Here is a 14429-nt window from a genome sequence, read left to right as displayed (position 1 = left end):
AGCGCAATTGCTTGGTCATCCCTTTGTTACATATATTATTGATTAATGCGGAATTCTTCCTCAACAAATTGTCCATAATGACGTGCTTTTTTTATATTTTCTACAATAACTAAGATGCCGAGCGCGGCAAGAATTGCTACAATAATAAATGTAAATAAGCTCGGGAATAAATAAGCTTGATTTAAAGCAAATGACAATATTAAGGAACCTAAGCCGATGTTCGCTTTGCTTTTATACCAGTTTTTAGCAATAGGTAATGGAGAACGGAATTGTTTTGTTTTAAAATAAAAATAAAAAACAAAAGATATGATAATCGCAAACACAAATATTAAATTGAGCATAGTAAACCTCCTAGCATAACTAGACATTATTGTAACGATAATTATGTAAAAATGCTAACGGTTCTTACTATCATTTTGGGGGAAATTATTGTGAAAAGACAAATCATCGACACAATTGAGGCCAATGAAACCATTATTATCCACCGTCATGTACGTCCTGATCCTGATGCTTATGGCTCACAGCAAGGCTTAAAGGAGATTATTTTAGCCAATTATCCTGAGAAAAAGGTTTTTGCTGTAGGGGAACATGATGCTTCTTTATCTTTTATGGCACAGCCTGATGAAATAGCGGATGAAGTGTATGAAAATGCTTTAGTTATTGTCACTGACACGGCTAATACAGAACGTGTTGACGACCAACGCTACACAAAAGGAAAAATGGTGATAAAAATTGATCATCATCCAAATGATGATGCTTATGGTGATCTTTTATGGGTGGACACGACAGCAAGCTCTTGTAGTGAAATGATCTATGAATTATATGAAGAAGGCAAGGAAGTAGCAAACTGGAAACTTTCAGATGCTGCTGCACGCTTATTATTTGCAGGAATAGTGGGCGATACAGGCAGATTCCAATTCCCAAGTACAACAGCTAAAACATTTAAAGTTGCTGCGGATCTGATTACATATGATTTTGATCGAAACCAACTATTTGATGGCATGTACGAAATGGAGCAAAAATTACTTAATTTACAGGGATATATTTATCAAAACTTTACAATGGATGAGCATGGAGCTGCCTATGTGAAGCTAACAAAAGAATTACTGGCAGAGCATGACACTGTGCCATCTGAGGCTTCTTTATTAGTAGGCTGCCTTGGCAGTGTTAAAAATATATGCGCTTGGGTTGTTTTCATTGAAGAGGGGGATCAGATCCGTGTACGATTACGTTCGAAGGGTCCCGTTATCAATACATTAGCAAAAGAATTTAACGGTGGCGGACATCCGCTTGCATCTGGTGCTACTGCCTATTCATGGGAAGAAGCAGACCTCGTTATTGCAAGATTAAAAGAGATTTGTAAAGCGTATCATTAACAGAGAAAAGGAAGGGATTCATTTGACACATGTATATACAAAGATGCATACGAGCGCGGATTTATTGAAAAGCACAATTCGGCTTGAGCAATTGATTCCTTTTTTACAAGAACAAAAGACACAAGCCTGTGCAATCGTTAATACGAAATTGTACGGGCTTTTGCCTTTTTGTAAAGCATTGCAGCAAGTAAATATCCATGCGGTTATAGGGCTTTCGGTTAACGTTCAGTGGCATGATAAAACGCTTCCCCTCGTCCTGTATGCGCAGACACAGGAGGGCTATCAACATTTATTAAAGATTAGTAGTGCGATTTCAATTAGACAAGATGATATGCTGCCTTGGAAATGGCTTGAGGGATATTCAGCAGGTTGTATAGCGCTACTTTCTTCAGACGATTTAACAGATGTAGATGACTGGCAGGCAATGATTTCTGCTTTGGTCCAACTGTTTAACCATCACCTCTATATGGGGATTGCTAGACCTGGAGGGATAAAAGCTGAACAAGAAGATGATTTCGTTTCTTGGTGTGAAGAACATGCTATTGCACTTGTAGCATCTCAAAGCTGTTATTTCTTGCGTCCGGAAGATCATTTTGCTTATGAAGTAGCAAGAGCAATTGATACAGGAGAAAAGCTTGGTAATACTATGCAAACAGCTGATGTACAGGGCTATTTTGCCCCAACAGCATTCGAATGGCAAAATTGGTTTGCGGATCGTCCAGATTGGCTTGATGCCAGTACGAAAATGCTTGCTTGCTGTAAAGCTGATTTACCAAAAATGCCTGTGCAAATGCCTAAATTTCCTGTACCTGAAGGTGAAACAGCTGAAAGCTTGCTTGTTAAAGAAGCATTTACTGGATTAGAAGAGCGATTCAAGCAACTGGCAATACCCGGTGCTTACCATGAACGATTACAGTATGAACTAGAAATTATTTGCTCTATGGGCTTTGCTGACTATTTTTTGGTTGTGGCGGATTTTATGCGATATGCAAAAGAAAATCGAATTTTGACGGGACCTGGACGTGGTTCCTCAGCAGGTTCGCTTGTGGCATATAGTCTTTCGATTACCCAAGTAGATCCACTTGCCTATGGTTTATTATTCGAACGTTTTTTAAATCCTGAAAGAATTACCTTACCTGATATTGATATCGATTTTGTTGATAGTAAAAGGCATCAAGTCATTCAGTATGTTGCCCAAAAGTATGGCAAAGCAAATGTCGCACAAATTATTACATTTGGTACATTGTCTGCAAAAGCAGTTGCCAGGGATGTTGCACGGGTATTTGGCTTTGATGCGGAAATGCTAGAAAAAATTTCGAAGATGATTCCAAATAAGCCGGGAATTACATTACAAAGAGCTGTAGCAGAGTCACAGGACTTTCAAGGCTGGTTAGCGGAGAATGATAAGCATTTGCGTTGGTACGAGGTGGCGTTAAAATTGGAGGGCCTACCAAGAAACTCGTCTATACATGCAGCTGGTATTGTCATCGCTCCATCGCCTTTAGTGAATACTGTACCGATTGAAGAAGGGCATGATGGTATTTATAGTACGCAATGGCCAATGGGAGATATTGAAGCATGTGGTCTCGTCAAAATGGATTTTTTAGGCTTGCGCAATCTCACTATTTTAGAGCAAATACGTTGGTCAATTTATAAAGCTGGTGGTCCTTGGATAGAATTTGAGCGAATCCCACTGCATGATGACAAGACGTTTCAACTATTACAAAGAGGGGATACGCTGGGGATTTTTCAATTAGAATCAGACGGTATGAAGCAAGCCTTGCGTGATATCTGCCCTACAACCTTTTTAGATATTGTGGCTGTAAATGCACTTTATCGCCCAGGTCCAATGGATTTTATTCCTGTCTATGCAAAACGGAAGGCTGGCAGAGAAATGGTAACGATGCCACATCCAGTGCTAGAGCCTATTTTACAAGAGACCTTTGGTGTGATCGTTTATCAAGAACAAATTATTAAAATTGCATCAGTACTGGCCGGCTTTACAATGGGACAGGCAGATTTGCTTCGCCGAGCAGTGAGTAAAAAAAATCGACAAGTTTTAGAGGAGCAACGCACAGCATTTGTTCAGGGGGCGCTACGCCAAGGCTTTGATCAGCGTTTAGCTGAAGAAGTATACGAACTGATTGTACGCTTTGCGGATTATGGTTTCCCTAAAAGTCATGCTGTGGCCTATAGTGTTATTTCCTATCAAATGGCTTATTTAAAGGCGCATTTCCCTCAAAACTTTTATGCAGCGTTATTATCAAATGCCACGGGAAATGTAGAAAAGATTCAACAATTTGTCCATGAGGCAAAAGATAAGGGCATCCCATTTTATCCACCTTCATTAAAAAGTAGTACGAAATATTTTACGGTGGAAAAGGAAGGCATTCGCTACAGCTTATTAGGAATTAAAGGTGTGCCTCATACATTTATAGAAAAAATACATGGACTCCGTCAAACAAATCCAGAGGTATTAAATAACCTATTTGATCTAGCTGTTGCCTTAAGTGCGCAGCATTTTAAGCCAAAAGTGTTGGAATCATTGATATATGCTGGGGCGCTTGATTATCTAGAAAAAGATAGAGCCGTCCTCATCATGACAGTTGAGGCAGCTTTGAAACACGCAGAACTTTTAAGGCCAACTGAAGATATTGATTTAGCATCAGCAATGGCATTTAGTTTTGGTAAACCAAAATATATGCAGGCAGAAGCAATGTCCCAGAAGGAAAAATTGATGCATGAAAAAGAGAGCTTGGGCTTTTATATTTCTACCCATCCAGTTGCACAGGAAAGACTCTTCTGGGCGGATATCAATAGTACCTGTCGAGAGTTGAAGCAGAAGCGTGATGGTACCTCCATAAAAATGATTGGTCTGATTGAAGAAGTGAAGAAAATCCGTACGAAAAAAGGTGAGCAAATGGCTTTTGTTCAGCTACAGGATGAGTTTGGAACAGTTTCCACTACATTTTTTCCACAAACCTTTCAGTTGGTCCAAGACCTGCTGGTAGAGGAGGAAATGTTATGGATTGAAGGTGTTTTGGAAAGACGTTTTGGCAAGCCGCAAATCAAAGTAAAACATGCGCAAACGACGAAAAAGATATAAAATGAAACAAGAAATTAGAAACTGCATTAAATTTTATGCAGTTTTTTCTTTACTTTTGCACAGTTATTTTGTAAGCTAGAGTCAACGTTAAAAAGTGGTCAGACCACTTTTTTGATAAGGGGAGTTAGTCGTATGGATAAAAAAACCGAACAAAAAAAAGTGTTTTTAGAAATCGTCCAACAACTACGTCAACTCATTAAAATGGAAAAAATTCAAGCAGGTGAGAAGCTACCTTCCGAACGAGTTCTATCAGAGCGTCTAGGTGTCGGGCGATCCTCTGTGAGAGAGGCTTTGCGAAGCTTAGAGTTGCTAGGGCTTATTGAAACGAGACATGGTGGTGGTACTTTTCTTGCGTCCACACATAAGCATCAGCTCGTAGAAATACTGTCGATGTTTATATTAGAAGATGAAAAATCAAAAAAAGATGTCGAATTAACGCGACAAATTCATGAAATGGAAGCAATCCGCGTAATAAGTTGTACAGAGATTCTTCGCACACTACCTGTGTGGGATAGTTTTTTTGTGAAACTAGAAATAGAAGGTACAATTAATTGTCGAGATATTTTAAGAGAACTATTAATTACGACAGGTAATCGTCTTTCATTAAAAATCTGGTTTCAATTAGCAGCTTATGATGGCGACCGTTTAAATCGAAACTCAACAGAAGATGAAAAATTAATCATTCAAACGATGTTGAAATCGATGCAGCTGGGTTACGAAAAAGAAGCATTAAAAGCTTATGAGCAGTGGATGAGTACTGTACAGAGCATTTAGACAACAACAAAGGGGGAGTCGAACATGGCAATACGTAGCTTATTTAGTGGTAATCGAAAAAAGAAAGAGGACGGGCAAGAAAAGGCATTTCCAGAAGGGTTAATGACAAAATGTCCTGAATGTCGTCACATTCAATTAACAAAAGAATTAGAAAAAAATCATAAAGTATGTACAAAATGTAGTCATCATTTCAAAATGACTGCTCAAGAACGTGTGGACTATTTCTTAGATGAAGGCTCATTCGAATCCATGGATGATCATTTACAAACAAGTAATCCCCTTAATTTCCCAGCGTATGTTGAAAAAATTGCAGCAGACCAAGAGAAAACAGGCTTGAATGAGGCTGTCCTAACAGGCGTTGGTACAATAGATGGGGAAGAAATTGTCGTAGCGATTATGGATTCGCACTTCCGTATGGGGTCAATGGGCTCTGTAGTCGGTGAAAAAATTACGCGAGCAGTAGAGAAGGCAACTGAACTAGGTGTACCATTTATTATCTTTACCGCTAGTGGTGGTGCTCGTATGCAAGAGGGCGTATTATCATTAATGCAAATGGCGAAAACTAGTGTCGCATTAAAACGCCACAGTGATCAAGGCTTATTGTTCATCTCCATCTTAACGCATCCAACAACAGGCGGAGTTTCAGCAAGCTTTGCTTCTGTTGGTGATATAAATATTGCAGAGCCACAGGCATTGATTGGCTTTGCAGGGCGACGTGTAATTGAAGAAACTGTACGAGAAAAACTACCAAGTGATTTCCAAACAGCAGAATTTTTATTAGAGCATGGTCAGCTTGATGCCATTTTCCATCGCAAAGATTTACGTAACCAAGTTTCTTTACTTGTAAAAATGCATACGAAAGGCGGCGTACAACATGTCTAAAAATTTAGCATTTGAAGAACCAGTCGTACAATTACGTGAGAAAATTGATGAATTAAAAACAATTGCTGCTGAAGCAGAAGTTGATATGTCTGGTGAAATCGAGAAGCTTGAAACACGTTTATCACAATTAGAGCAATCGATTTATGCCAATATGAAGCCGTGGGATCGTGTGCAAGTAGCAAGGCATCCAGAAAGACCTACAACGCTTCAATATATTGAAGCAATGTGTGAAGATTTTATTGAATTACATGGTGATCGTACATTTGGTGATGATGCAGCCATTCTTGGTGGGATTGCCATTTTCGAAGGGCAACCAGTAACAATAATTGGACATCAACGTGGTAAGTCTACTAAGGAAAATATCCGTCGTAATTTTGGTATGCCTCATCCAGAGGGATATCGAAAAGCACTACGCTTGATGAAGCAAGCTGAAAAATTCAAACGACCAATTATTTGTTTTATTGATACAAAAGGTGCTTACCCAGGGAAAGCTGCTGAGGAACGTGGTCAAAGTGAAGCAATCGCTAGAAACCTTGTAGAAATGGCTGGCTTAACTGTGCCTGTAATTAGTATCGTTATTGGTGAAGGAGGAAGTGGTGGTGCATTAGCATTAGGTGTAGCAAACCGTGTCTTTATGCTTGAGAACTCGACTTACTCTGTTATTTCGCCAGAAGGAGCGGCATCTATTTTATGGCGTGATGGTAGTCTGGCTAAGCAGGCAGCAGAAGCCATGCGTATCACAGCACCTGATTTGAAAGAACTTGGTGTAATTGATGGCATTATTCCTGAAATTATTGGTGGAGCACATCGCAATGTAGCAAAACAGGCCCTTTCTATTAAAGAATGCATTAGTGACACACTTCATGCATTAAATTCTTTAAATGGAGAACAATTAGTTGAAGATCGCTATGAAAAATTTAAAAAAATTGGACAGTATACAGAAGTGTAAATCTGTTTGTAAAAAGATGAATGTTGTTTACTTTAATAGGATATAAAATTTAAAAGTTATATATTTGCTCGATAAGAGACAAAATTTGTTTCTTAACATATTAAAAAGCTATAAAAATTAAAGAAGATAATAGCGCATAATAAACGCCAGACTTCTTGAAAAAATGTTAGATTTAGGATGTTTTTAGGTGGAAAGAGTGTGTGAAAGCGCATTCTTTTCATTTTTTATGTAAAAGTTATGTTTTTGTATCCCCAGAACCCTTACATAGTTTGTTTTTTCATGTTAATGTGAATAATAATAGTAACTGCAGGAGGTTCGACAATGAAAAAAATTGCTGTATTAACTAGTGGTGGAGATGCGCCTGGAATGAACGCTGCTATTCGAGCGGTCGTTCGTAAGGCAGCATTTCATGGAATTGATGTTGTCGGAATTAAGCATGGTTATGAAGGCTTAGTAAAAGGATTTATGGAAGAACTTGATTTAGGTGCAGTTGGTGGTATTATTCAACGTGGTGGAACGCATTTGAATTCGGCAAGATGCCCAGAATTTAAAGAAGATGCTGTTCAGCAACGAGGTATTGAGAATTTACGAGCTGCTGGTATTGAAGGACTTGTTGTCATTGGTGGTGATGGATCTTATCGAGGTGCCATGGATTTGGTGAAAAAAGGGTTCCCAGTTGTAGGGGTACCTGGAACAATTGACAATGATATTCCTGGAACTGAATATACGATTGGCTTTGATACAGCCCTAAATACAGTAGTAGAATCCATTGATAAAATCCGAGATACTGCTACATCTCATGAAAATTCTTTCATTGTAGAGGTAATGGGACGTGATGCAGGAGATATCGCTTTATGGGCAGGTCTTGCTGCTGGTGCTGAAACAGTTTTAATTCCAGAAGAAGATTATAATTTAGATGATATTGTCGCACGCTTAGATCGTGGTGCAGCACGTGGTAAAAAGCATAGTATTATTATTGTGGCAGAGGGTGTTATGTCAGGAAGTGAGCTGGCAAAACTGTTAAAAGAAAAAACAGGAAAAGAAACACGTGTTTCAGTATTAGGTCATATCCAACGTGGTGGATCACCTACAGCAAGAGATCGCGTATTAGCGAGTCAGTTTGGCGCACATGCAGTTGAATTACTTATGGAAGGCAAGGCTGGTCGAGCAGTAGGTATTCGCAATCATCAAGTCATTGATTATGATATGCCAGAGGCTTTTGAAAAGAATCATGAGGCTGATGTAAGCCTATATACACTAATGAAAGAACTATCAATATAATTTGTTATAAAACGGAGTGGGCAAAAATGAGAAAAACAAAAATCGTATGTACAATTGGACCTGCAAGTGAGTCACCAGAAATTTTAGAAAAATTAATCGAAGCAGGTATGAATGTAGCCCGCTTGAATTTTTCACACGGATCACATGAGGAACATGCAGGGCGTATTCATTTAATTCGTGAAGTGGCACAAAAATTAAATAAACCAGTGGGAATTTTACTTGATACAAAGGGACCAGAAATTCGTACACATAACATGAAAAATGGCGAGCTTCATTTGTCAGCAGGTCAAGTAATTGATATTTCAATGACAGAAGTAGAAGGTACTGAGACGAGCTTTTCTGTCACATATGAGCGCTTAATTGAAGACGTTGAGCAAAATTCAATTATTTTACTTGATGATGGACTAATTCAACTACGTGTATTAGCAACGGATATGGAAAAAGGATTAATTCATACAATTGTTGAAAATGCTGGCGTACTAAAAAATAAAAAGGGTGTTAACGTACCAGGTGTTTCTGTACAACTACCAGGTATCACAGAAAAAGACGCACAAGATATTTTATTTGGTATCGAACAAGGTGTTGATTTTATTGCTGCTTCATTTGTTCGTCGTGCAAAAGATGTTCTTGAAATTCGTGAATTGCTTGAACAAAATGGTGGTAGTCATATTCAAATCATCCCAAAAATTGAAAACCAAGAGGGTGTCGATAACATCGATGAAATCATCCTAGTATCTGACGGTTTAATGGTTGCTCGTGGAGATCTTGGTGTTGAAATTCCTGCAGAAGAAGTACCACTTGTACAAAAGAAATTAATTTTAAAATGTAATCAAGTTGGTAAACCGGTAATTACGGCAACTCAAATGTTAGATTCCATGCAGCGTAACCCACGACCAACACGTGCAGAAGCAAGTGATGTAGCCAACGCAATTATTGATGGAACAGATGCTATCATGTTATCTGGTGAAACTGCCGCAGGTCTTTATCCAGTTGAATCGGTACAAACGATGAATAAAATTGCACAACGCACTGAAAATTCATTAGATTATCGATCAATTGTTTCTACACGTAGTCGTGAGAAAGAAGCAAATATGACAGAGGCAATTTCACAAGCTGTAGCTTATACTTCTATCAATTTAGGGGTGAAAGCCGTATTGGCACCAACTGAAAGTGGTAATACAGCGAGAATGATTGCAAAATATCGACCTGGAGTGCCAATTGTTGCCGTAACAGGCTCTACAAATACAGCTCATACATTAACACTAGTATGGGGCGTATACCCAATTGTGTGTCAACGAGTGACAACAACAGATGAAATTTTAGAACTAGCTGTGGATGAAAGCTTGAAGCATGGTTTTGTTACACATGGTGACGCAGTTGTCATTACAGCAGGTGTACCTGTAGGTGAAGCGGGTACAACAAACTTAATGAAAGTTCACATTATTGGAGATTTACTTGCACGCGGACAAGGGATCGGAAAAGCATCAGTTGTTGGTAAAACAGTGGTTGCTAAAAATGCTGCTGAGGCACTTGCCTACGATACAGACGGATGCATTCTTGTTACAGTCGGTTCAGATCGTGATATGATGCCTGCTTTAGAAAATTGTATTGGCCTAATTACTGAAGAAGGTGGACTTACTAGCCATGCAGCAGTTGTAGGGTTAAGCCTAGGTATTCCAGTAATCGTTGGTGTAAAAGAAGCAACTACATTAATCCGTCATGGTCAAGAAATTACAATGGACGCTGAAACAGGTGTGATTTACAAAGGACATGCAAGCGTTCTTTAATAATTAACAAAAAGCTCTAGTGCGGTTTGTTGTACTAGAGCTTTTCCATAAAGGTTGTACACACACTTTATGGAAACTATTAATTCCTTCCTTTAACAGAAGTTGCTTTCTCATAGAATAGGTCTATTCATTTTTTTATGAAACTAAACGGGCTATAATAACGTATAAAAGGTATAGCTTTTCAAGTAGAAAGGAGAAAAATATGCGAAAAATTTTTCTTGGTTTCATTGTCTACACATTAGCCGAATTGACGTTATTAATAGTCATTGGACAAAATATTGGTGTTTTAAGTACATTATTGCTCATTATTGCTACGAGTGTGATTGGGATTTATGTCATGAAAAATAAAGGTATGAACTCTGTTCAAAATGTGAAAAATACATTGGCACGCGGAGAAGCGCCAGGAGCTGCATTAGTGGATACTTTCTTAACTTTTGGTGGTGGTTTGCTTTTAGCGTTACCTGGATTTTTAACAGATGTCCTAGGTTTATTCCTACTCATGCCATTTTCTCGAAAAATGTTCCAACCTATTGTCTATTACTGGATGCGTAAAAAAATGAAAAAAGGTCAATTCATCATCGTTCAAAGATAGAGTTTTCTTTCAGTTTTACAGCTAGAAATAAAAAGATAGGGCTCAGTAATATACCATAAAAGCCAAATAATAGAATAGAGGCAGCGCTGATAAAGAATGTATGGAATGTGCGTAGCTGAAGCGTATTGGACCAAAGCATCGAATCGGCTAGCTGCCTTGTTAATTGTACAAATAAATAGAGTAGTAAAATGGCCACGCATAAAAAGGTATTGCCATTGAAATAAAAATAAATGCTCATTGGCACAAGAAAAACGCCAATTCCGAAAAACGGTAGTACATCTGCAAATGCTACAATAAATGCTTTAATAATGGCTTGTTCAAATTGAAGGATCATAAAGCCAGCACAAAGAATGAGTAGGGTAATCGTAAATAATTGAAACTCTACAAATAAGAAATAATGAAAAAGTTGCATGATTTTTGCAAAATGAGATTGCCACTCTTGACGATATTTTTTAGGCACATATTGAAAGAACCAATAGCGTGATTTACGTGTTTCTAGAAGCGCAAAGTAATAAGCGACTAAAAAGATGAAAACCTCAATGACATGCTTCATTAATAATTGGAAAAGATCTGCTGTATATACGATGATGGAATCGAAAATGGACAGTGATTTTTCTTTTAAAACTTGTACAAACATTGATTCATATTCACTGAAAAGCGGGAAATTTTGTAAAGTCTCTCGAATTTCTGGGAAAATGACGATAATACTGTTAATAGATATGACAACTAGTAGAAAAATACAGGTTAATATTAATACTTCCACAATAATTGCTGCAATCCAATACGCAATCCTACAATATTTGTGTAAAAAATTTATGATAGGATACGTCGAAAATGATAAAAAAATTGCGAGTGACACAGGTAATACAAACCAAAGTATGACTAAATAAAAAATAAATAGCAAAACGCTCGTAGTTCTTTCGTATGAAAAATACTTTAAATTCCTCATTTTTACAAATTCACCCCAAACCAATTGATAAATTAATGTCAAAATATACAAAAAAATCTCTTTAGGACAATTATATAGTCGTTCGGACGTCTTTTTCTTTATTTGGAGGATTTTCATTCACAAAGCTGTCAAAAATGATTATAATAGCAATGTAAGCGATTTACTTAATGGTTCATATGAGCAAAATTCGTAAATGCAACATAAAAAACGCATTTGCAACAAAAAAATAAGTATGAGGGAGCGATAATTTATGTCAGCAACTAAAGGTTTAGAAGGTATCGTAGCAGCGGAATCTAAAATCAGTTCAATTATCGATGACACACTTACATATGTTGGTTACAACATTGATGATTTAGCAGAAAATGCGTCATTCGAAGAGGTAATTTACCTGTTATGGCATACTCGTTTACCAAAAGAGGACGAGCTAGCTGAATTAAAACAACAATTGGCAGACAACATGTCAATTCCGCAAGCGATTGTCGACCAATTTAAAACATACCCACTTTCAACTGTACATCCAATGGCTGCATTGCGTACTGCAGTATCTTTACTTGGTGTATTCGATGAAGAAGCGGATGTTATGGATCCAGAAGCAAACTACCGTAAAGCAATTCGTCTTCAAGCTAAAATTGCTACAGTAGTAACTGCTTTTGCACGTGTTCGTAAAGGTTTAGAACCAGTTTCACCAAAACCTGAACTAGGATATGCGGCAAACTTCTTATACATGCTTAAAGGCGAAGAGCCAGCAGATATTGAAATTGAAGCATTCGACAAAGCATTAGTATTACATGCTGACCATGAGTTAAATGCATCTACATTCACTGCACGTGTATGTGTAGCTACATTATCTGACGTTTATTCAGGTGTAACTGCAGCGATCGGTGCATTAAAAGGACCACTTCACGGTGGAGCAAATGAGCAAGTTATGAAAATGTTAACTGAAATTGGCTCACTTGAAAATGTTGAATCTTATATTCAAAATAAATTAGACAACAAAGAAAAAATCATGGGCTTCGGTCACCGTGTATATCGTAAAGGCGACCCTCGTGCTCCGCATTTACGCGTAATGTCTAAAAAATTAACTGAGCTAACTGGTAAACCAGAGCTTTACGAAATGTCAGTTAAAATCCATGACATGATCGTAGAACAAAAGAAATTACCTGCAAACGTAGATTTCTTCTCTGCGTCAGTGTATGATTCTTTAGGTATTGATCATGACCTGTTCACACCAATTTTCGCAGTATCACGTACTTCAGGTTGGGTGGCACATATCCTTGAGCAATATGCTAATAACCGCCTAATCCGTCCACGTGCTGAGTATGTTGGACCAGGCATGCAAAAATATGTTCCAATCAGCGAGCGCTAATTTGGAAAATATGCTAGAATGTTTGGGACTGTGTTATCACTAACACAGTCCTATGATTATGAATTTAGGAGGCAACAGAATGTCAAACAAAATTGTAGTTGAAAATGGCGTACTTAATGTACCAAACAATCCAGTAATTCCTTTCATCGAAGGTGATGGAATTGGTCCAGATATCTGGGCAGCAGCATCACGCGTAATTGACGCAGCAGTAGAAAAAGCTTATAACGGTGAAAAGAAAATTGAATGGTTAGAAGTTTTAGCTGGTGAAAAAGCATTTAACCAAACTGGTGAATGGTTACCACAAGAAACTTTAGACAAAATTAATGAATACTTAATTGCAATCAAAGGTCCTCTTACTACACCAATCGGTGGTGGTATCCGCTCTCTTAACGTAGCATTACGTCAACAACTTGACTTATATGTATGCTTACGCCCAGTACGTCACTTTGATGGAGTGCCTTCTCCAGTTAAACGCCCAGAAGACGTTGATATGGTTATCTTCCGTGAGAACACTGAAGACATCTACGCTGGTATTGAATTCGAATCTGGTTCAGAACAAGCTCAAAAAATCATCAACTTCCTACAATCTGAATTTGGTGTAAATCAAATCCGCTTCCCAGAAACTTCTGGTATCGGTGTTAAACCTGTATCTAAAGAAGGTACTGAGCGTTTAGTACGTTCTGCTATCGAATACGCAATTAAACATAAACGCCCATCTGTTACTTTAGTTCATAAAGGTAACATCATGAAATTCACTGAAGGTGGATTCAAAAAATGGGGTTATGAATTAGCAGAAAAAGAATTTGCTGATCAAACTTTCACTTGGAACCAATACGATGCTATCAAAGCTGAACAAGGTGAAGAAGCAGCAAACAAAGCTCAATCTGATGCTTTAGCAGCTGGCAAAATCTTAGTGAAAGATTCTATCGCTGATATCTTCTTACAACAAATCTTAACTCGTCCAACTGAGTTCGATGTAGTAGCTACAATGAACTTAAATGGTGACTATATTTCTGATGCTTTAGCTGCACAAGTTGGTGGTATCGGTATCGCTCCAGGAGCTAACATTAACTATGTTACTGGCCATGCGATCTTCGAAGCTACTCACGGTACAGCTCCAAAATATGCTGGTTTAGATAAAGTAAACCCATCTTCAGTATTACTTTCAGGTGTATTAATGCTTGAACACTTAGGATGGCAAGAAGCTGCTGACATGATCACTCAATCTGTTGAGAAAACAATTTCTTCTAAAGTTGTTACTTATGACTTCGCACGTTTAATGGACGGCGCTACAGAAGTGAAATGTTCAGAATTCGCTAATGAGTTAATCAAAAACCTATAATTTTCTATTCTACAATAGAATTTAT

At 37.9% G+C, this 14429-nt stretch carries 12 protein-coding genes; 10 read left to right on the top strand and 2 right to left on the bottom strand.

Annotated features, from left to right (window positions below):
• Nucleotides 1-35 precede the first annotated feature (35 nt).
• On the bottom strand, nucleotides 36-341 hold the full coding sequence (locus NYE73_RS18195; protein WP_048393558.1) for a YtpI family protein: 306 nt from the start codon (nucleotides 339-341) through the stop codon (nucleotides 36-38).
• Nucleotides 342-431: 90 nt separating this feature from the next.
• Here NYE73_RS18195 and NYE73_RS18190 point away from each other — a divergent pair, with 90 nt between their 5' ends.
• From NYE73_RS18190 to NYE73_RS18155, 8 genes are all read left to right on the top strand, one after another.
• Nucleotides 432-1376: a DHH family phosphoesterase gene (locus NYE73_RS18190; RefSeq protein ID WP_259948470.1), complete on the top strand. Its 945-nt coding sequence runs from the start codon at nucleotides 432-434 to the stop codon at nucleotides 1374-1376.
• A 22-nt stretch (nucleotides 1377-1398) separates the two neighbouring features.
• Nucleotides 1399-4482: a DNA polymerase III subunit alpha gene (gene dnaE, locus NYE73_RS18185; protein ID WP_259948467.1), complete on the top strand. Its 3084-nt coding sequence runs from the start codon at nucleotides 1399-1401 to the stop codon at nucleotides 4480-4482.
• 132 nt (nucleotides 4483-4614) lie between these two features.
• Entirely contained in the window at nucleotides 4615-5256 is a 642-nt protein-coding gene (locus NYE73_RS18180; RefSeq protein WP_048393566.1) for a FadR/GntR family transcriptional regulator, read from the top strand.
• A gap of 24 nt (nucleotides 5257-5280) precedes the next feature.
• Complete coding sequence (gene accD, locus NYE73_RS18175; protein WP_259948462.1) at nucleotides 5281-6138, top strand: acetyl-CoA carboxylase, carboxyltransferase subunit beta; 858 nt, start codon at nucleotides 5281-5283, stop codon at nucleotides 6136-6138.
• Entirely contained in the window at nucleotides 6131-7087 is a 957-nt protein-coding gene (locus NYE73_RS18170; RefSeq protein ID WP_004226227.1) for an acetyl-CoA carboxylase carboxyltransferase subunit alpha, read from the top strand. Before accD ends, NYE73_RS18170 begins: the two co-directional genes overlap by 8 nt.
• A gap of 321 nt (nucleotides 7088-7408) precedes the next feature.
• A complete protein-coding gene (gene pfkA / locus NYE73_RS18165) occupies nucleotides 7409-8368 on the top strand; it encodes a 6-phosphofructokinase (protein WP_048393573.1) in 960 nt (319 codons plus the stop codon).
• A gap of 26 nt (nucleotides 8369-8394) precedes the next feature.
• The gene (pyk, locus tag NYE73_RS18160; protein WP_048393575.1) at nucleotides 8395-10155 is read left to right on the top strand and encodes a pyruvate kinase; all 1761 of its coding nucleotides are present in this window, start codon (nucleotides 8395-8397) and stop codon (nucleotides 10153-10155) included.
• Nucleotides 10156-10357: 202 nt separating this feature from the next.
• A complete protein-coding gene (locus tag NYE73_RS18155; RefSeq protein WP_054549955.1) occupies nucleotides 10358-10747 on the top strand; it encodes an FxsA family protein in 390 nt (129 codons plus the stop codon).
• On the opposite strand, the gene NYE73_RS18150 is transcribed toward NYE73_RS18155, so the two are convergent.
• Nucleotides 10731-11696, bottom strand: coding sequence for an AI-2E family transporter (locus NYE73_RS18150; RefSeq protein ID WP_048393721.1), 966 nt, complete (start codon nucleotides 11694-11696; stop codon nucleotides 10731-10733). The two genes, NYE73_RS18155 and NYE73_RS18150, sit on opposite strands and share 17 nt — an antisense overlap.
• A gap of 250 nt (nucleotides 11697-11946) precedes the next feature.
• Between NYE73_RS18150 and citZ the strand changes: the two genes are divergently transcribed.
• Nucleotides 11947-13062, top strand: coding sequence for a citrate synthase (gene citZ, locus NYE73_RS18145; protein ID WP_048393579.1), 1116 nt, complete (start codon nucleotides 11947-11949; stop codon nucleotides 13060-13062).
• A gap of 79 nt (nucleotides 13063-13141) precedes the next feature.
• The gene (gene icd, locus NYE73_RS18140) at nucleotides 13142-14404 is read left to right on the top strand and encodes an NADP-dependent isocitrate dehydrogenase (RefSeq protein WP_048393581.1); all 1263 of its coding nucleotides are present in this window, start codon (nucleotides 13142-13144) and stop codon (nucleotides 14402-14404) included.
• The last annotated feature ends 25 nt before the right edge of the window (nucleotides 14405-14429 follow it).

It is taken from the genome of Lysinibacillus sp. FSL K6-0102, assembly GCF_038003545.1.
GTDB lineage: Bacteria > Bacillota > Bacilli > Bacillales_A > Planococcaceae > Lysinibacillus > Lysinibacillus capsici.
The sequence above is the reverse complement of the archived record's forward strand: the minus strand, read 5'-3'. Positions and strand labels throughout refer to the sequence as shown.